This is a genomic window from Terriglobus sp. (assembly GCF_965201105.1).
Taxonomy (GTDB): domain Bacteria; phylum Acidobacteriota; class Terriglobia; order Terriglobales; family Acidobacteriaceae; genus Terriglobus.
Map to the genome: position 1 here is coordinate 1,916,611 of NZ_OZ241741.1, position 19,373 is coordinate 1,935,983.

15 protein-coding genes are annotated in these 19,373 nt (G+C 61.7%); 9 read left to right on the forward strand and 6 right to left on the reverse strand.

Annotated features, from left to right (window positions below; all coding sequences use genetic code 11):
* Positions 1-34 precede the first annotated feature (34 nt).
* Genes ACOFKT_RS08370 through ACOFKT_RS08380 form a run of 3 tightly spaced genes read right to left on the reverse strand, consistent with a single transcriptional unit; the run spans position 35 to position 3,464 of the window.
* Positions 35-442: a type II secretion system protein gene (locus tag ACOFKT_RS08370; RefSeq protein ID WP_419806941.1), complete on the reverse strand. Its 408-nt coding sequence runs from the start codon at positions 440-442 to the stop codon at positions 35-37.
* Between the two features lie 23 nt (positions 443-465).
* Positions 466-942 carry a type II secretion system protein gene (locus ACOFKT_RS08375; RefSeq protein WP_419806942.1) on the reverse strand — a complete coding sequence of 159 codons (477 nt, stop codon included), beginning with the start codon at positions 940-942 and terminating at the stop codon, positions 466-468.
* 2 nt (positions 943-944) lie between these two features.
* Positions 945-3,464 (reverse strand): cohesin domain-containing protein, encoded by a 2,520-nt coding sequence (locus ACOFKT_RS08380; RefSeq protein WP_419806943.1) that lies wholly within the window; start codon positions 3,462-3,464, stop codon positions 945-947.
* A 223-nt stretch (positions 3,465-3,687) separates the two neighbouring features.
* Between ACOFKT_RS08380 and smpB the strand changes: the two genes are divergently transcribed.
* From smpB to ACOFKT_RS08395, 3 genes are all read left to right on the forward strand, one after another.
* Positions 3,688-4,218, forward strand: coding sequence for an SsrA-binding protein SmpB (gene smpB / locus ACOFKT_RS08385; RefSeq protein WP_419806944.1), 531 nt, complete (start codon positions 3,688-3,690; stop codon positions 4,216-4,218).
* Positions 4,219-4,343: 125 nt separating this feature from the next.
* Entirely contained in the window at positions 4,344-5,870 is a 1,527-nt protein-coding gene (locus ACOFKT_RS08390) for a leucyl aminopeptidase (RefSeq protein ID WP_419806945.1), read from the forward strand.
* Positions 5,867-6,280 carry a response regulator gene (locus tag ACOFKT_RS08395; RefSeq protein WP_419806946.1) on the forward strand — a complete coding sequence of 138 codons (414 nt, stop codon included), beginning with the start codon at positions 5,867-5,869 and terminating at the stop codon, positions 6,278-6,280. The genes ACOFKT_RS08390 and ACOFKT_RS08395 overlap by 4 nt, the downstream gene beginning before the upstream one ends.
* A gap of 37 nt (positions 6,281-6,317) precedes the next feature.
* Here ACOFKT_RS08395 and ACOFKT_RS08400 read toward each other — a convergent pair whose 3' ends face one another.
* Together ACOFKT_RS08400 and ACOFKT_RS08405 are read right to left on the reverse strand one after the other, a co-directional pair.
* A complete protein-coding gene (locus tag ACOFKT_RS08400) occupies positions 6,318-8,300 on the reverse strand; it encodes an arginine--tRNA ligase (protein ID WP_419806947.1) in 1,983 nt (660 codons plus the stop codon).
* Positions 8,301-8,423: 123 nt separating this feature from the next.
* Positions 8,424-9,548: a lysylphosphatidylglycerol synthase transmembrane domain-containing protein gene (locus ACOFKT_RS08405; RefSeq protein ID WP_419806948.1), complete on the reverse strand. Its 1,125-nt coding sequence runs from the start codon at positions 9,546-9,548 to the stop codon at positions 8,424-8,426.
* A 144-nt stretch (positions 9,549-9,692) separates the two neighbouring features.
* On the opposite strand from ACOFKT_RS08405, the gene ACOFKT_RS08410 reads away from it, so the two are divergent.
* Entirely contained in the window at positions 9,693-11,222 is a 1,530-nt protein-coding gene (locus tag ACOFKT_RS08410) for a hypothetical protein (RefSeq protein WP_419806949.1), read from the forward strand.
* Between the two features lie 461 nt (positions 11,223-11,683).
* Here the strand turns inward: ACOFKT_RS08410 and lepB are convergent, their stop codons facing one another.
* Complete coding sequence (gene lepB / locus ACOFKT_RS08415; RefSeq protein WP_419806950.1) at positions 11,684-12,238, reverse strand: signal peptidase I; 555 nt, start codon at positions 12,236-12,238, stop codon at positions 11,684-11,686.
* 144 nt (positions 12,239-12,382) lie between these two features.
* Here lepB and murQ point away from each other — a divergent pair, with 144 nt between their 5' ends.
* The 5 genes from murQ (at position 12,383) to ACOFKT_RS08440 (ending at position 19,318) form a co-directional block, all read left to right on the forward strand.
* Positions 12,383-13,360: an N-acetylmuramic acid 6-phosphate etherase gene (murQ, locus tag ACOFKT_RS08420; protein ID WP_419806951.1), complete on the forward strand. Its 978-nt coding sequence runs from the start codon at positions 12,383-12,385 to the stop codon at positions 13,358-13,360.
* 242 nt (positions 13,361-13,602) lie between these two features.
* The gene (locus ACOFKT_RS08425) at positions 13,603-14,010 is read left to right on the forward strand and encodes a hypothetical protein (RefSeq protein WP_419806952.1); all 408 of its coding nucleotides are present in this window, start codon (positions 13,603-13,605) and stop codon (positions 14,008-14,010) included.
* A 127-nt stretch (positions 14,011-14,137) separates the two neighbouring features.
* A complete protein-coding gene (gene murA, locus ACOFKT_RS08430; RefSeq protein ID WP_419806953.1) occupies positions 14,138-15,418 on the forward strand; it encodes a UDP-N-acetylglucosamine 1-carboxyvinyltransferase in 1,281 nt (426 codons plus the stop codon).
* 101 nt (positions 15,419-15,519) lie between these two features.
* Positions 15,520-17,157: a hypothetical protein gene (locus tag ACOFKT_RS08435; protein ID WP_419806954.1), complete on the forward strand. Its 1,638-nt coding sequence runs from the start codon at positions 15,520-15,522 to the stop codon at positions 17,155-17,157.
* A 148-nt stretch (positions 17,158-17,305) separates the two neighbouring features.
* Positions 17,306-19,318 (forward strand): beta-galactosidase, encoded by a 2,013-nt coding sequence (locus ACOFKT_RS08440; protein ID WP_419807140.1) that lies wholly within the window; start codon positions 17,306-17,308, stop codon positions 19,316-19,318.
* Positions 19,319-19,373 lie beyond the last annotated feature (55 nt).

Genomic DNA, 19,373 nt, shown 5'->3' on the forward strand with positions numbered 1-19,373 from the left:
CGCTTTAATCAGCTTTTGAGTGGCAGAAAGCCGGCTACCACGTGTTGTAGGATGACCCGTCGGTAGCCCCGCCACCCGCACCCGAGTGTACGTTGTTGATGCCGGTATCCGTCTCGTCCACACTGCTGTAAGTGTCGCTGTGATCGAAGGTCCAGGTCTGGGACGAACCAGTAATCGGATCTTTCGGAATAAACTTCAGATAACCCGAACTCACCAGGTCTTCCTTCGACTGCGGTGCCTTCTGTTTGTCAACTGTGTAGCTGTCGATCGCCTGGCGCATGGTCGCCAGGTCTTCGCGCAGCACCGACTCCTTCGCCACGCGAATGTGATGGGAGTATGCCGGCACCGCCATCGCGGCCAGCGTCGCAATGATGATCATCACCACGATCAGCTCTACCAGAGTAAAGCCCTGCTCACCCGCGTCTTTCCGCTTCGCTCGCACACCCGTTCCGACCTCAGCCACCCTTACCATGTGGAGTACTTCGTCCCATCCAGCGCGGTGGCGTCGCTCTTGCTGTGCACGTCGAATACGTTCTGGCCGCCCCAGCTCGTCGTGTCCGCATCGTCCTGCATCGACCGCAGCTGCCACTCGTTCGTCTTCGTCATCGGGTCGACCGGGATCTCGCGCAGAAATCGCACCTTTTTGTCCTTCACATCCACGCCATTCACCAGCGTGTCCATGTCCGGTGGGTAGTTGAACGAATCAACCTTGGTCTGAAAAGCGCCCCGGTCGGCCGCGTCCTTGTAATGGTCGATCGCGTCGCGCATCATCCAAAGATCGGCGCGCAGCTCCCGTTCCTTCTGCCGCTTAATCTGCCAGCGCGCCACTGGAACAGCGGCCGTCGCCAGCAGCGCGATGATGCTGACTACGACGATCAGCTCCACCAGCGTCATGCCGGCTTCGCCGTTGTCTCGCATTGCGGACTCACGGGAGACGCGCATACCTATTTGACGTGGACGACCGACTGCGAGCCCACCGCAGGCACATTTGTCTGCGCGCTGTTCTTCGCACCGACCTGCACCAGCGACAGCGTCGCGTCGCCCGCCGCAACCGCTTTAAAGGTCAACACCGCGACACTGCCCGCGCCATCCACGCCGCGCACCGACGGCGGCCGCGACACCGCCACGGTCACCTTGCCGTTGCCTTCGTCGCGGTGGACGACCGACACCGCCTGGCCGTCGCGCCCCAGCAGCTCTCCTGAGTCCACATTGACCAGCGACAGCACCTTGGGATCGAACTGCAACTGCATCGGCGCGGCGTACAAATCCTTCGCGTCGGCCGCATTGATCGACACCTGAAAGGTGCTTCCGACCGTTTGCGTCGCATTCCCCGGCACAATGCCGAATCGCACCGGCGCCAGACCTGTAGCTTGCGCACCCACTGGACTGCCAGCCGCCTGCTGCACCGCCCCCGGCGTCGCTGTCTGCTGATTCATCTGCGTGTCCGCCGCAGCCTGCGCGGCGCCCTGCGCCTGTTCGTTGCCAACCTGCCCGATCATCTTGCTGGCGGCCTGCGCCGCAGTCATTCCCGTCGGGTTAATTCGCTTTTGCTGAAACGCGCCCGTGGTCACCAAGGCGCTGTTGTCCGCGGGCAATGCGGTCGTCAGGGCATCGTCATGGCGCAACTCGAAATGATTGCTGGTGCCGGAATCGATCGCACGCGTGTTCAGGCGCGTTACCAGCGGCTCGCGTACAATGTGCGGAATCAGCAAAAAGACGATCTCGTCGTCCGTGTTCATCTTCGTGTTGCTGCCCAGCACCTTGTTCAGGATCGGAATGTTCCCAATCCCCGGCGTTCCCGCCACGGACCGTTCTTCGTCCTTGGTCAGCAGGCCGGCAAGGATACTCGGTTCACCTTCCTTCAACTGAATCGTCTGTTCCACCGCGCGCTGGCCGAAAATAGGCTGGTTGACACCCGAAATGTTTACCTGCCCGCTCTCGTTTGAAATCTCCATACGCATCTTCAGTGTGATCTCACGGTCCAGATGAACGACTGGCGTCATCTCGATGTTCACACCAATGTCCTGGTACTGAAACTGCGTATTGACCGCTCCGATGCCGCCAAGTGCTCCGGCACCCAGGCCATTTGAGAACGATCCGGTCGCAATCGGAACGCGTGAGCCAATCTTCAGCGTCGCCTTCTGGCCATCGGTCGCGCGCACGCGCGGATTCTGCAGAATGCGTGTATCGCTGTCCGTCAGCAACGCATTCACCGCCGCCGTCCCAATCTGCACCGCAATGTTCGATGCCGTAAAGTTCGACAGATCATTCAGCGTTGGATTCGTCGACGTGGTGGTCGTACCGGTTCCGGCTGTGTTACCTGTTGTTGGGTTTGTTGCCGAACTGCTGTTCAGCGCGGAGGAGCCGTTGTTCAACTGCGTTCCAAGCTGCACGCTTTGCGGCAACGTAATGCCCAGGTTGCGCGTGCGGGTTCGGTTCACCTCCAGCACGGCTACATCCACCACAACCTCGCTGCGCGGACGGTCCAGATTGTTCAGCAGGCTTTCCACCAGCAGCAGCTGGTCCGGCGTGGAACGCATCACGATGGCGTTCTGACTCGGCACCAGAAAAATCTTTGTCTGCGGATCCAGCACGTTGCGCAACGCCGTCAGCAGTTCATTCTGGTCTGCCGGTGTTGCGGCATTCGAGATGTAAAACGTCTGCACCGCCACCGTGTCCAGTTCCAGCCGTTTCGTCGGCGTGTTTGCCGCGACAAAAATCGTGTTCGTGGTGACCGGCTTCCAGAACGTTCCACTCAGAGTGCCCAAAATACGCAGGGCGTCGTACAACGAAACATTGACCAGGTCCAGCGGGATCCGTCGCGAGGTGTAGTCCGGGTCGAAAATCACATTCAGGCCGGCGCTCTTCCCGATCGCCTGGTACAGCGTCTTCGTGTCCTCCACCGCGTGCAGCGTGACCGGAACATTGTCCACCGGCTTCAATTGCAGCGGCCCCGCGATCGTCGAGGCTGCAGCTGACGGTCCAATCGGGGCCTGCTGCAGCAACGCGGCGCCGGGTGCGTTACTCATCTCGCGCTCCACCGCAAGAATCTCCTGCTGCGCCGTCTGGTTCCCGCCGTCGATAGCAAGGGCTCGCTGGAACTCCGTCAACGCGCCGTTCAGGTCGCCACTCTGCCGCAGAACGCGGCCGCGGTCCACGTGCGCCGCCGCAGCGGCAAAGCGCACCCGCTCAAACTTTGTCTTGTACGTCAGATCCTGCGGCTTCTGCAGCAGCGCCTGCCGGTACGCTTCAAACGCGGCGTCGTAATCTTCGTGGACTTCGGCATCGGCGCCCCGCTTGGCCCAGCTCTTCGCGGACTGCCCGTGCGCGTTCGCCGGCAGCATCACGGCGCCCGTCGCCAGTGTCGCCGCCAATGCCAAACCAAGCCCCAGACGCATGTTGGTCCGGCTAACTCCGCCCCACACAATGGAGCTCTCACCCAGTGAAAAGCGAAACGGCCACATCGGGCGGCGCGAACCTGCGGAAATCAACCTCGTTGCCTCTCTGCGGCGCACCAGGTTTGCACAAACGAATCGCGCCGCCTTACCGCGGCGAACAGAATCCGAAACGTAGCCTGGAATGCCTGAAAAGAATACCATCCGTGTCTCGTTGGACGGCGGACCGCGCGGAAGGTACATGGCTCGCGCGTACCGGAAGCGGCAGCGCCGCTGGTAGCATCAGAAAACCATGCCGCACCCCGTGACCATGCCGACGCAGTCCCTGCCGTCGAAAAAGGTGAAGCCGCGCGATCCCGTCGCCGTGGGCGACCGCGATGCCGCTGTAAACCGGGCTGCCAGCCACAATTATTTTTTGATGGACCGCTTCGAAGCCGGCGTTGCGCTACGCGGCACAGAGGTCAAAAGCATCCGCGAGGGCAAAGCAAACTTGAAGGACAGCTACGGCCTGATCAAGGACGGCGAGTGCTTCCTGCTGAACGCCCACATCGGCCCGTTCTCACACGGCAATCTCGACAACCACGAAGCCACGCGCACCCGCAAGCTGCTGCTGCACAAGGAAGAGCTTCGCAAACTCGCAGCACGCACGCGCGAAAAGGGCCTCACCCTGATCGCCACTCGCCTGTACTTTCGTCACGGCAAGGTGAAATGCGAACTCGCTCTCGCCAAAGGCAAGCAGGACTGGGACAAGCGCGAAACCGAACGCCGCCGCGAGGCCGATCGCGAAGCCAAGGCCGCCGTTGCACGCGGGCAGCGCCGCTAGGATCAATCGGTCCAACTCTTCGAACCGCTCTGTCATCTCTCACAGCAGAGCGATCTCGAATGGGGTTGTTCTGCGTGCTCGCCAGCTTCAAAGCGACCGCTCGATTCCTGTAGCCTGAACAAAGCATGACGCCAAAGCTCTCCTCTGCCGATCCAACATCTCTTGGCACGCCGCTGCTCTCGGTCCTCGCGGTCGACACAGCACCTCCTGGATCGAAAAACTCCTCCGTGCCAGCCCTGCTGACCCGTGACGCCAGGCTCGTCGAAGCAGCGTCCCGCGTTCTCGCCAACGGCGAGTTTAATGCTTCGGCGGGCGACACGCTCCTGCTGCACAACCCCAACGGCCTCGCTGCGGAACGGCTGCTGCTCGTCGGTGCAGGTCCGGCCCTCGAACTAACCGCCGCGAAACTTCGCCAGGCCGCCGGCACCGCAATTCGCTTTGCCAAAGATAAAGGCCTCCGCTCCCTCGCGATCCTCACGCCTGAGTCGGCCGTCGCCACCGCTGACACCGTTCGCGCCGTAATCGAAGGTGCCATCCTCGCGGATTTCGACTCTGACCTGTATAAGTCCGACCGCAAGGACCGCTCCGTCGCGGACGTCACCCTGCTTGCCCCCAACACCACGTCCAGTACACAGGAACTTCAGTCAGCCTTCGATCAGGGTTTGGTGATCGCCGAATCGCAGAACTTCGCCCGCTCGCTCGTCATCGAGCCCGGCAATATCCTCACCCCAACTGAACTCGGTCGCCGCGCCTGCGCCATGGCCGCGGAAGTCGGCCTCGCCTGCCAGGTACACAGCACCGAGTTTCTCCGCGAGCACAAGATGAACGCGTTCCTCGCCGTCGCGCAGGGATCGGCGGAGCCGCCTGCACTCGTCGAGCTTCACTATCAGCCCGCGCAAACACCCCCATCCGGTGCCCCGGTACTCGCTCTGGTCGGCAAGGGCATCACCTTCGACACCGGCGGCATCTCCATCAAACCCGCCGACGGCATGGAAAAAATGAAGTACGACATGGCTGGTGCCGCTGCCATGCTTGGCGCCATGCGGGCCATCGCTCTACTGAAGCCGTCCGTGCGCGTCCTTTGCCTTATCTGCTCCGCCGAGAACATGCCCAGCGGCACGGCGTACCGCCCCGGGGACGTCGTTACCGCCATGAGCGGAACCACCATCGAAGTCATGAACACTGATGCCGAGGGCCGCATGGTGCTCGCCGACGGTCTGCACTACGCCCGCACGCTGGGCGCCACCCACCTGATTGACGCCGCCACCCTGACCGGCGCTTGCGTGGTCGCTCTCGGCAAACTCAACGCCGGCCTCTTCAGCAACGACGAGGACGCCTGCAGCCGCTTCACCTCTGCCGCGCAGCAGACCGGCGAGTCGTTCTGGCGGCTTCCCTGCACCGACGACTACCACGACCAGATCAAGAGCCAGATCGCCGACATCCAGAACACCGGCGTGGACCGCTGGGGCGGCGCCATCACCGCCGCCATGTTCCTGAAGGAGTTCGCCGCCGGCACGCCTTGGGTCCACCTGGACATCGCAGGCCAGGCCTGGATCGATGACGTACGCCCGTACATCGCCAGGGGTCCGTCCGGCGTCGCCGTACGCTCCATCACAGAGTGGGTGCGCTCGTTCGAAAGGTCCTCAGCATGACAAACCCCCACATGCTGGACAGGGACGCTCTGCTCGGCCTCCGCATCCTGATCGTCGACGACGAGCCTGTTCTTGCCTCGACTTTTTGCCTGGTACTGCAATTTGCCGGCGCATATGCTCAAAGTTCGCCCCACGGCCGCGATGCACTCGACACGCTTGAGCAGGAAAGCTTCGATCTCATCTTGTGCGACAAGCAGATGCCGGTCATGGCCGGACCCGAGTTCATCCGCGAACTGAACCTCCGCGGTGACGCAACGCCGATCCTGCTCTTCGTGAACACGGCGGACTACAACAGCATGGAGCAGATCCGGGACCTGCGCATCAACGGCACCATCACAAAGCCGCTCTTGCCGGGCGAACTGATCGCAACCATCCGCCGTACCCTCAACCTTGACCCCATGTTCCCATAGCGCATCGGCTTACATTTAGCGCAGCTAGCACAGCGAATTACATCTCCAGCGGCACCGCAATGCCGAGCCACCCCAGCACCCGCGCCAACTCCCGCTGCGCCACCGCAACCGTCGCCAGCAATAGTGCTTTGCGATCCGGGTCGGCTTCGTTCATCACGTGGTTGCGGTGGTAAAAGTTTGAGAACTCCTGCGCGATCTGAAACGAGTACCGCGCCAGCATCGCCGGCTCCGCCGCAACGATCGCCTGCTCCAGCGTAACTGTCACGCGCGACAAAAGCAGCCAAAACGCCCACACTTCATCTTCGCCGCGCAGCAAGTCCTCAAGAGGCGCCGCCGCAACCGCCGCCAGCGCCGACTCCGCCGACACACCCGCCTTCCGCAAGATATTAGCCGCGCGCACCGCCGCATACTGCACATAGGGCCCGGTCTCGCCCTCAAACGAGAGCGCGTCGCGGAAGTCGAACGCGATCACCGTATTCCGCGTGTACTTCAGCATGAAATACCGCAGCGCCCCCACCGCAATCGCGGTCGCGCTCTCCAACCGCTCCGCTTCGGGCGTTTCCGGATGACGCGCATCCACCTCCGCCTTCGCCGCCGAAATCAGCCGGTCCAGCAAATCGTCCGCCTTCACACCGAAACCCTTACGGCCGCTCACTTCCAGGAATGGCTTGGCCCGGTCCTCGTCGCTCAGCGTGTAGCCCAGGTCCTCCGCGCAACGTGGCGTCAGCGCCACCATCGCATAGTTCACATGCCTGTAGCGGTCGGCCGCATCGGTAAAGCCCATTCCACGCAGCGCCTCCGTCACATTCGCCTGCGGATCGTTCTGCCGCGAGTCGATGAAGTTATAAATCGCATCCGCATGCCCGAAGCTCGGGTGCGGCTCCTCGCCAACCATCGCGGACACCCAGCAGGTCCGCTCCGGGTATTCGCGAAACACGCGATAGCCGAAGTCCTTCCCCAGCAGCCCGAACTTCCAAAGGTGGTACGCAATGTCCTTGCCCACATACGTGACCGTCCCGTTCGACCGCACAATCACCTTGGCATCCGCGTCGGGCTCACCTTCCACCAGCGCCTCTGCACCGGGCCGCCGCATGACCCAGCAGCCGGCGTTCTTGCCCGCGGTCTCCTGGTACAGCACACCGCGCTCCACCATGATCTGCCGCGCCCGCTCCCAGAAGTGCAGGTGCAGAATTTCGCTCTCGCGCGGCAAGAAGTCGTACGCGATGCCGAGCCGCTCCATCGTTTCCAGGTGCCGCGACAACACCGCCGTGGCCATCAGGTCCGCCATCTGCACTGTCTCACCCTCGCCGTGCTCCAGCGCATGCAGCGTCGCCAGCCGCAACGCCCGGCGCGCCTCCTTTTGTCCCGCATCCGCGTCGTACCACTGCGACACACGCGCGTACAGGTCCCACAGGTAGTAGTCCACGCGCTCACCACGCACCGCCAGGTCAAGCAGCAGTTCATGCACACCCTGCAGGTCCTTGCCCTGCAACCGCTGCAACCCGACCACCACATCGGCTACCTGCACGCCCGTGTTGTCGATGTAGTTCTGCACACCCGTCTGCCAGCCCGGTTTGTACGCATCCGGCCGCAGCATGCGCGCAAACGTATCGCCCAGAATGGCATTGCGCAGGTGTCCTACGTGCGCAGCCTTGTTCGGGTTGATGCTCGTATGCTCCAAGAGGCGGAAGCCCGTTCCACCCACAAACGAGTGCTCATCCGCCGCAACGGCACGCACCATCGCCGCACGATCCAACCGCACGTTCAGATATCCCGCGCCCGCAACGTCAACAGACGCCACGCCCTCCACCCCAGCAAGCGAATCCGCCAGTTCCGGCGCAATCACCCGCGGCGCCTTGCGCAGCCGCTTTGCCAATTCAAACGCGACCGGCAGTGCAATCTCGCCCAGCGCCACCGTCGGCGGCTGTTCCGCCGCAATGCGTTCCAGCGTTACGTCATAGCGCTCCCGCAGCACCTCACGAATGCGCTCGAGCACGGCTTGTTGCAGCTTGCGATACATACACCCAACCCTCAGGCACGCAAATCGCGCCTATCTTTTACTCAATCCCGTAGCCCACCGTCTGTCATCCCGTAGCGAAGCGAAGGGATCCGCTTTTCTTCACGGTGTGCGACGACGCTTTTCCTAACTCGAAATACCCGGCGGCAAGTCGGCCGGCATCTCCACGGGCAAGTCAGCCAGGTCGGCGCGCAACGGGCGCGACGCTGCGCCGCGTGCCATCCGATGCGCCAGAAACGCAACACCACCCGCGATCGTCACGCTGAAAAACACCACCACGTGCACCAAAATGCCGTAAATGCCTGAGATGCCCGGCGCCGCGCCCTGGCTGGTCATCGCGGCCTTGCAGAAACTCTCATACACACCAATTGCGCCCGGCGACGACGGAATCAGGAACCCCAGATTGCTCAGCGCAACCGCCAGCCAAGGCCCGCGTGGCAGCACCGCAATCGCCAGCATGCGCGACAGCGAGACAAAGATCATGCCTTCGCACAGCCAGATGGCAATGCTTGACACCAGCAACAACACCCGCCCCGCAAAGCTCAGCTTCAGCACCGCGTCAAACAGCAGCAGTGCCCAGCGCTGTAGCTTTTCCGTACGCGCCCCAGCCGGCAGACGCCGCACCACCGATTCCACCACTCGCTGCAACAGCGGTGCCCCAAACAGCAGCAGAATCAAGCCCACAGCACACAGCACCAGCACCGGCTCCGCAAAGTGCAACACATTCAGCTCGTGCCCACGCACGACCACCGGCGGCAGCGCATGCGCTGCACCCAGCAGCAGCGCAACCAGGAACGCCAGGAGCGTGAAAATATCCAGCAAACGCTCCAGGATCACCGTGCTCAGAATCGTGGAAGACGAAGCATTCAAGTCCCCCGCATAGGTAAATACCCGCAGAAAATCGCCAATGCGAAATGGCAACACGTTATTCGCGGCAAAACTCGTCAGCAACACGCGCGAACACACACCAAAGCCCGCCGCGCCGCTCCGCCGCAGCATGAACCACCAGCGATAAATACGAAGCGTATAGCTGCCCAGCAGAAAAGCGATCATCACCCCGATCCACACCGGCTGCACCACGTGCAGCGATCGCAGGTCGTCGTAGTGAATGCTCTTGATCGTGCGCCACAGAAAGAACGCGGAGATCGCAAAGCCGGGAATCAGCTTCCACAGCTCCCGCTTGCCCTTCTTCGGCGCGGGAGCCGACTTCTCACCTGCGTCGCCGCCGTGCGGATTGCCCGGGCCTGTCATGTCTGTCTTCGAAAGCCCCGCTTGCATCCTCTTGCATGATACGACGCGAGGCTCTCCGTCAGGCACGCCCCGCCGCGCAGACACCCGGCCCCCTGCTCCAGGCGTAATACTAAACACACCTCCTGCATGGCCCACCACACCGCAGTGACAACCCAGGGCGCACCGCAATCAATCACCCGCACCGCGCACCCTCGGCAGTGGGCGCTCCACGCCGTGTGGATCGTCCTGGTGACCGTGCTCGCCATCGTGCTGCTCGGTTACCACCCCTTCGCCGAAGACGGCGGCATCTATGCCGCGGCCGTGGAAGCACGATTGAACCCAGCGCTCTTCCCGCACGATCACGCCTGGGTCACCGCTCATACCCGCTTTGCCCTTTTCGTTCCTGCGGTGTCCACGCTCACGCGAACACTGCACCTCCCTTTGGCGACCGTTCTCTTTTCGCTCTACGCTGCGGGCATCGCTGCGCTTTTGGCTGCCGCCGCGCATCTGGCACGCACCTGCTTTCCCGGCGAGCATCGCCCATGGCTTGCCACACTCACGGTCGCGGTCGGCGCCGGTCTGCCCGTTGCCGGCACGGCACTGTACGCGGTAGACCCCTACAGCAGCGCGCGTACTTTGACTACCCCGCTGCTTCTCTTCGCACTCAGCTTCGCACTGCGGCAACGCTGGTCAGCCTGTGCCCTCTGCTGGATAGCCGCAGCTGCCATGCACCCACTCATGGCGCTTTGGGGCGCTCTATCTCTTCTGCTCACCGCCGCGCTCTCGACCCGGCAACCACGCCGTTGGACGCTCGCCTTACTGGCGCTTCCCTTCTTCGCCGCAATATTGCTGAATGCTGCCTCGCCCACAGAATCGGCCGGCGCATACGTCGTCGCACACACCCGCACGTACTGGTTCCCCGCACAATGGCATTGGTATGAGTGGATAGGCGCAGTCGCACCCTGCATGCTCCTCGTCGCCTTCTCAGGCCGGTTCCGCCGCATGCCCCACAGCGCTCTTAGTCGCCTCGCTTTAGCATCCGTCGCGACGACGGGCATCGCCGCCGCGATCGCCTTATCCTTCGCTCGCGAGACCGCTCCGTCGCTGACCGTCGCCCGTCTGCAACCCCTGCGCAGCCTGCACCTCGTATTCCTCGCGTTCCTTGTAGCCAGTGGTGCCCTCCTGCAAGCTTCCCTTCGAACGGCCTCACGAAGACTTCTCGCACTCACCACGCTGGCCGTCGCGGCCGGCTCCGTCCTCGCTATGCAGCGCTCGCTTTATCCGCACACACCACATCTGGAATGGCCCGGCGCCACACCCGTGAACCCCTGGGAGGCGGCCTTCGCCTGGTGTCGCACGAACACTTCACCCAGCGCTCTTTTCGCGTTGGACGCCAGCTACATCAATCAGCCCGAAGAGGACAGCCACGGCTTCCGCGCCATTGCTCTCCGCTCCGCACTCCCGGATCAGGTCAAGGACGCCGGCATCGCCGCCGTTCTGCCCGCACTTACGCCCTCATGGCAAGCTGGCGTCGCCGCCACCCGTGATCTGAATGGGCAAACGGACTCTCAGCGCCTTGAACGCCTGACCCCATTCGGCGTGACCTGGATCATCCTGCCCACATCTTCAGCCACCACACTCCCCTGCCCGTTTCAGAACCGCGACGCAAAAGTGTGCCAGCTTCCTAGCCTTTAGAACACCGTCGGCACCGGCATGGAATACCGCATACTTCTCCGGAAGCGAACCCACCTAAAACGCAAAACTCCTGACCCCAATACCGGCAGCATAGGGCGTATCGACAAATCCGCTACAACGGTATCTGGGAGGCAGCAGCGGGCTAGCCCGCTGGATTGGCTGATGGTGTATAGGTTGATCCTTGCACGGCTTGCGCCCAACCTGAAGCTTGAGGGGTGGCTCGGCCGTACAGTGACGATCTTCCTCGATCATGTGCTCGGCCCGGCGACGTGACTGTTATGAACAACCTAAGCTCGCATAAATCATCGGCGTTCGCGAACGCATCGGCGGTCTCACTCAGGCCCACAACCATGAGCAGAGTCCCCACATCCATTTGGAACAAATTCTTCACGCGTTCACGCCCGGGCCAAACTCCGGCCTGCGCCTCAGACGTTGCCGTCCCAGCAGATGTTGCGTCACTCTTAATGCACCACGCCTGCTTCACGGAAAGGCCAATAGACGAACTCTGCCTTGCCATAAATCAAAGGCCTTGCCACCGGACCGAACTCACGGCTATCGAATGAAATAGAGCGATGGTCGCCCATCAAAAAGTACTCACCCTGCGGGATTTCCGCTTCTGGTTCGGAGCGCTCATCGGCATACCGGGGCGGCACATAAGGTTCCGTGAGGGCTGCGCCGTTAATAAAAACGGTTCCGTGCTGAATCGCCACGCGATCCCCGGGTAAGCCGATCACACGTTTGATGTAGCTTTTGGAAAGGTCACGCGGGTACTGAAAGACCACCACGTCGCCGCGGTGGATCTCGCCAACCCGGTACGCAATTTTGCTGATAAACAGGCGGTCCTGATCCTGCAGCATCGGCACCATGCTTGTGCCTTCGACCCGCACCGGTTGGTAGAGAAACAGGATGATCAACAGTGATGCGATCACCGCGATGACGACGTCGCGCGCCCACTCGTTGTGGCTGCTGTCGCGCCGTGCGGGTGATGTACTGACCGGTTGATCTTCCTGTTGCAATGCTCGCTCGCACTCGTACGCTCTCATCTATACAGACGTTTGTCCATCCCCAACAGCGTACTCTTGAACAAGTAACGTGCTGCGTTCAGATGGCATCGTACGTCCGTTGCAATAGAATAAGGATGGCCAGAGACGGAGATCTTAATGCCCGCGACAATTATGGAATCAGAGGCAAATGTGAACGCGACGAACGGTCAGAAGCCCGTTGATTCGGCGCATATGCCGGGTCTCGCCACCGAGCGGACGAACGAGGCTTCTGAGGGCCTCGATACGAAGTCGGCGATCGACATTGCGCGAATCATCAACGCAGAGGACGCAAAGGTTGCGAACGCCGTAAAAAAAGCTCTCCCTGAAGTCGCCAGGGTCATCGATCTGGTGGCGCGCAGTTTGCGCGACGGCGGACGCCTGATCTACGTAGGCGCCGGCTCGTCCGGCCGCATCGCGGCGCTCGACTCCTCGGAGTGTCCTGCAACGTTTTCAACCGCGCCATCGCAGGTGCAGTACATCATGTGCGGCGGCCCCAAGGCGCTGGCAAGCGCGGCGGACGTGAACGAAGATTCCCCGGAGATGGGCCATCGCGATATCGCGAAACGTCGGCCCACCCGCAAAGACGTGATCATTGGCATCTCCGCCTCGGGCCGCACGCCCTATGTCGTCGGCGCGGTCGAGTATGCCAAGGCGCGCGGTGCGAAGACAGCGGCGATCGTCTGTAATCGAGACTCGGCGTTGGCTGAGGTTGCCGACATCACCGTGACTGCGGAAGTTGGACCCGAGGTCATCAGCGGTTCGACACGACTGAAAGCCTCCTCAGCGCAGAAGATGATCACGAACATGATCACCACCGGCGCCATGACGCGGCTGGGCTATGTGTATGACAACCTGATGGTCAACGTACACATGAAGAATCAAAAGCTGGTGGAGCGCGGCATCAATGTGCTGATGCGCCTTACCGGCGTCGACCGTGAAACCGCGATTCGCACCATCAAGTCTTCCGGAAAATCGATCCCGCTGGCCGCTGTGATGCTGAAGGCAAACGTGGACAAGATGGAAGCGCTTCGCCGGCTGCAGAAGGCCGATGGCAATGTGCGTCTGGCGATTGAGGATTCCCGCCTGGAACTGTAATCCGACGTGCTCCGCTCGATCGGGCGCGGAACGCGTTCCAGGACTGTTTCACCATATGGTGGCGGCCGTGGCTCCAGATGCATACCGGGCTGAGGCATGCCTTCTTGGGTGGCCAGCAAAATCGCTTCTGACCAGGCTGATCGCAGAGACTTCAAAACGCACACAGAAGCGCAACGTTCTACAACAACTCGTGTTTGTACTTGCAGAACGCGGCGTAGAAACGCCGGCACAGGAGTACTCACATGAAACACGTTTTGTTTTCCGCTGCGCTTATCCTTGGTTCTCTCACTGCCGCTTCGGCGATGGCTCAAGCGCCCGCGCAGGACGCCGCGCCAACACAGCACCGCCACATGCATCATGATCCGCACAAGCAGGCCATGCACCTGGGTAAACGGCTTGGGTTGTCTGCGGACCAGACGGCGAAGGTGGAGCCGATCCTCGCGCAGCGGCGCGACCAGATGCTGACGATCCAGCAGAACACTTCCCTTACGCCCGATCAGCGCAAGGCGCAGATGCACGACCTGAAGCGCAACACTCACCAGCAACTAGCCGTCGTGCTCACGCCAGAACAGATGCAACAGTGGCAGGCCATGCGGAAGCAGCGCCACATGCAACAGCAGCAGGGCGCGCCCGCACCCACCGGCGTGTAGTCTCGCGGCACCGTCTCACCAGGGCCGCCGGCACGAACGGCGGCCCTCCTCGTTGCACAAAGGTGGCAGCACCCATCTTGGCACCTTCGTGCACGGCGGAATTCAGCTTCGCCTTACACTCAAATACATGGACAAGTTCGTCGTCCGCGGAGGCAATCCCCTCCTCGGCACCATCAAGGTTTCCGGCGCGAAAAACTCTGCGCTTCCCTGCATGGCCGCGGCCATTCTTACCGAAGATGAAGTCATCCTCGAAAACATTCCCCAGGTCCGCGACATCGAAACGGAGCGCAAGCTGCTGGAGGCGATGGGCGCCACCTGCGAGCTGGGATACGGCCGCGCGCAACACCGCACCACGATCCAATGCGCCGTGCTGAGCGACCCGGAAGCCAAGTACGAGATCGTCAAGACCATGCGTGCCTCTTCCCTGGTGCTCGGTCCGCTGGTCGCGCGCACCGGTATGGCGCGCGTCGCCGTTCCGGGCGGCTGCGCCATCGGTGGCCGGCCCATTGACCTGCACCTGAAGGGGCTGGAACTCATGGGCGCGAACATTACCCAGGAGCACGGATACATTGAGGCCCGCACCGAGCGGCTCAAGGGTGCACACATCCTGTTCGACAAGATCACCGTCACCGGTACCGAAGATCTGCTGATGGCCGCCGTGCTTGCAGATGGCGAGACCGTGATGGAGAACTGCGCGCAGGAACCGGAGGTGACCGACCTTGCGGCCATGCTCGCCGGAATGGGCGCACAGATTCAGGGTGCAGGCAGCAGCACCATCCGCGTGCAGGGCGTCAGCAAGCTGCACGGCGTGAAGCACCGCATCAACCCGGACCGTATTGAGGCTGGAACGTTTCTGGTGGCGGGTGCGATCAGCGGCGGCGACCTGAACGTGGACTGTTGCAACCCGCAGCACCTGGCCGCGGTGATCGCGAAGCTCGAAGAGTGTGGCGTTCGCCTTGATGTGGGCAAAGACAGCATCCGCGTGCGCAGCGAAGGCAAGCTGAAGGCGGCGGACATGGCAACTGTGGAGTACCCCGGCTTTCCCACAGATATGCAGGCACAGTTCATGGCGCTCGCGACCCAGTGCGAAGGCACCTCCGTCGTCACGGAAAACATATTCGAGAATCGCTTCATGCACGTCAGCGAACTCAGCCGCATGGGCGCCAACATCAAGGTGGATGGCCGCACCGCGACCGTGCGCGGCAAAACGCCGCTGCAATCCGCCGCCGTCATGTGCAGCGATCTGCGTGCCTCGGCCTCGCTCGTCCTCGCCGCCTTAATTGCTGACGGCGAAACCATTCTTGATCGCGTCTACCACATCGACCGCGGCTACGAGCGCATCGAAGAAAAGCTGCGCGGCGTCGGCGCCCAAATCCGCCGCATGGGCGAAGTCTTTGGCAAACGCTGAAGACCTACCTTCCTGCCTGACCCTGCGCAACAACATATCAGGCTCACCTCAAATTGTTTGCTTCGGTCAATCTGGGTGCGATTTTCCTCAACTGAGGTGACATGCCGGTGAGCCCTTTCATTGCGCAGCAAACAGCACCCCTACGCTCCTACCGTGATCTCCCAATCACGGTCTCCTACTTGGCCCTTTTCTTTACTGTCCTGCTTGTCTTTCTGCTGCGCCCCTTGTCCTCCGGGGTGTTCTGGATGAAGTACATGCAGGACGACTTCTTCTACTACCTCAAAGTCGCTCAGAACATAGCAGACGGACACGGCTCGACTTTCGGCGGCATTGCAAAAACCAACGGATACCACCCGCTGTATGAGTTGCTGTGGGTTGTGTTCAGCTATGTCGCGCACTCATCGCGCAGCATCCTTCTGCTTCAGGCGTTGCTCATCCTGCTCGCGTCTATTGCGACCATGCTGCTTGCCATCCATGTGTTGCGATCCATGCAGGTGCGCCTGCTCACCGCCGCCGCGTTCGCCTCCTGGGCCGTCATTTATGCTCTGCGCATCTTCTACAACGGCATGGAGGTCACCCTTACCATTCCCCTGGCGCTTGCCTTTCTTGCAGTCGTCCTCCGCTGGAGCTGGTGGACGCGCAGCTTCATACGAAGCGCTGTGCTTGGCCTGCTTGCCTCGCTCGTCGTGCTTTCACGACTGGACGCGCTCATCCTCATTGTCGTCGTGTTCGCATGCATTCTCGCCCATCGTTCACTCCGTACACAGATTCGTCCGGCAAACATCTTTGGCGTGCTCCTCGGCATGCAGCCGATAACGATTTACGTCATCCTCAATCGTGTGTGGTTCGGAACGGCGCTGCCCATTTCCGGCATGGCGAAGCAGCTCAAACCGGGCCTGTATCCAAGCGTACAAACATGGGCCGGTCTCAACCTAAATCAGCCCGCTTACTTCGCGGTCACCTGCCCTGTCTTCGTCGCGCTCGGCCTGCTTCCCGTTGTGTGGAAACGCTTTGAACCGTTGCAGCGCTCCGTGATCATCGCGACGCTCGTTTTTCCATGGCTCTACTATCTCGCCGTAAGTCTCCGCAGTGATTGGACGCTCTGGGCTTGGTACCTTTACCCGCTTCGCATCGCCATCATCTTCAGCTTCGCCGTATTCTGCGCATGGCCACCGCTCGGGAATCTTCTGCAACGTACACCATCGACCTTCACGCTTTGCGTTCTTCTATTCGTTCCGTTGTTCTTCGACCCGTGGCGCATCCAGCTGCCGGAGCTCTATGACCGCGCCGTAGATGTATCGCGGTTCGCGAACACGCATCCTGGCACCTACGCCATGGGAGATGGAGCCGGTGCAGTCGGCTACCTCGTCCATCAGCCATTCGTGCAGCTTGAGGGTCTGATGATGGACCGCAACTACCTGAACCTGATCCGGAATGAGACGTCTCTCCGCAGGATTTTCCAGGCGTATCGCGTGGATTACTACATCGCCACCTACTACCGCGCCGGCAACACCAATTTCCACACGGACCGCTCAACCTTGCTTGGCACCTGCCTTTCCGCCGTCGAGCCATCGCTGGGCGGGCCGACATCGCCCAAGTCACGTGACAGGTTTTGCCAAGAGCCAGTCTTCCAGACCCAGTACGCGGGCACCCACACCGTCATCTATCACGTCGGCCAGGGCAGTGCCGCAAGCGCTCCGGTTTCAGATAGTTTCGTACACAGAGAGCCGTCGCATTAGGCGACCGGATCCGCGAGGTCGCAGCCCGCAGCTTCGACACTCACCTGGATCAGGCGCTGCTACCATGGAACATCTCAAACACAGGTGCCGGCCGGTGAACGTACTCGCACGCTTGTCCGCTTCACTTCTATGCTTCGTGCCCTTGCTTGTGTTGAACTTCGCAGCGGCCCAGCAGCCGCTCCCGCCTGAGCCGCGCACTCCCTCCCTTCTCGTCGGTGCGGCTTGGTATCCCGAGCAATGGCCGGAGTCGCGCTGGGAAGCCGACCTGGTGCTCATGGAGCAGGCGCACATTCACCTGGTGCGCATTGGTGAGTTCGCCTGGAGCACGATGGAGCCGAGCGAGGGCAATTTTCAACTCGACTGGCTCCAACATGCGATACGCGCAGCGGAGAAGCACCACATCGTCGTCGTTCTCGGCACGCCTGGCGCGGCACCGCCCGCGTGGTTGACACAGAAGTACCCTGAAACACTTCGCACCAAAGAAGACGGCCGCAAGGACGAGCACGGCAATCGACAGCAGTTTGACTGGTCCAGCCCCAAATATCGCGAGTTCGTCGTACGCGTGACAGAGAGGATGGCGCAGCGGTTCGGCCACGATCCCGACGTGATCGGCTGGCAGGTTGACAATGAGTACGCCACCGAAAGTTACGGCGATAGCACCCGCGCACAGTTCCAGCAGTGGCTCCAGGCGAAGTACAAAACACTCGACAATCTGAACCGCCGCTGGACCACCGCCTACTGGAGCGAAACCTACCAGAGCTGGGACCAGATTCCGATTGAAGAGACCTACGGCAATCCTGGCCTGCTGCTGAACTGGAAGGAGTTCGTCTCTGACACCTGGCGCAGCTACCAGCGGGTGCACCTGGACGCGATTCACAAGTACGCCGAACCCCGCCAGAAGATCACCACCAACATGATGGGCTGGTTCGACGCCTACGATCACTACACCGTCGCGCAGGATCTCGACTTCGCAAGCTGGGACGACTACGTCGGCCGCGGCCATCTCGACCTTGCCCGCAACGGCGCCGCGCACGACCTGACCCGCGGTTTTCTGCGCAAAAACTTCTGGGTCATGGAGACGCAGCCCGGCTTCGTCAACTGGTCGCCCAACAACACCGCACTCGACAAGGGCGAGGTGCGCGCGATGGCTTGGCACGCCATCGGCCACGGCGCCGAAGCCGTCGAGTACTGGCAGTGGCGCAGCGCCCTGAACGGCCAGGAGCAGTACCACGGTGTCCTCGTCGGAGCCGATGGCACACCCGTCCCGCTCTACGCCGAGGTGCAGCAACTCGGCGCCGACTTCGAAAAGGCCGCACCCACCCTCACCGGAACCACCGTCCACTCCGACATCGCCATCCTGCAGGACTACCCAAGCCGCTGGGCGATCGACTGGCAGCGCCACAACAAGAGCTTCGACCCGGTCAGCGATGCCATCGTCCCCTGGTACGCCGCGCTCCGCAACCAGACTCACTCGGTGGACATGATCGCAGACACCGCTCCACTCGCGCCCTACAAACTTGTCGTCGCTCCCGCACTGAACCTGCTGACACCTGCCGCGGTCGCAAATCTTGTAGGGTACGTCCGCGGCGGCGGCCATCTTGTGCTCACGCAGCGCAGCGGCATGAAAGATGCCGACAATAGCCTCTACACGCAGCGTCAGCCCGGCCCAATTACCGAGCTCCTCGGCGCACGCGTGGAACAGTGGTATGCGCTCGAAGACGCAGTCCCGGTCGAAGGCCAGTGGGGCTCATCCAAATCGCCCAAATGGGCTGAACAGCTCGGCGTAACGGCAAAGGATACTGAGGTTCTGATGCGCTACGGCAAGAGCAACGGCTGGCTCGACGATCAGCCCGCAGCGGTGACACACCGCGTTGGCGCCGGTCGCATCACGTACATCGGCGCCGCCCTGGAACCCCTAGCCATGAACTCCGCGGCGAGGTGGATGTTGTCTACCTCCGGCGTGACGCTGGTCATGCCGGACCTGCCACAAGGCGTCGATCTTGCGGTCCGCTCCGGCGGCGGGAAGTCTGTCTATATCCTGACCAACTACGATGCCGCAGCGCAGACCATTGCCCTTCCGCACGCCATGACCGATGTTCTGACCGGCAGCACCGCATCTAGCATCACCCTCCCGCAGTACGGCATCGCTGTGCTGCGATAAACGACCCCGCGAACTGGTGCCCTTGGTAGCATGAGCACAATTCCCTGCCACAGGT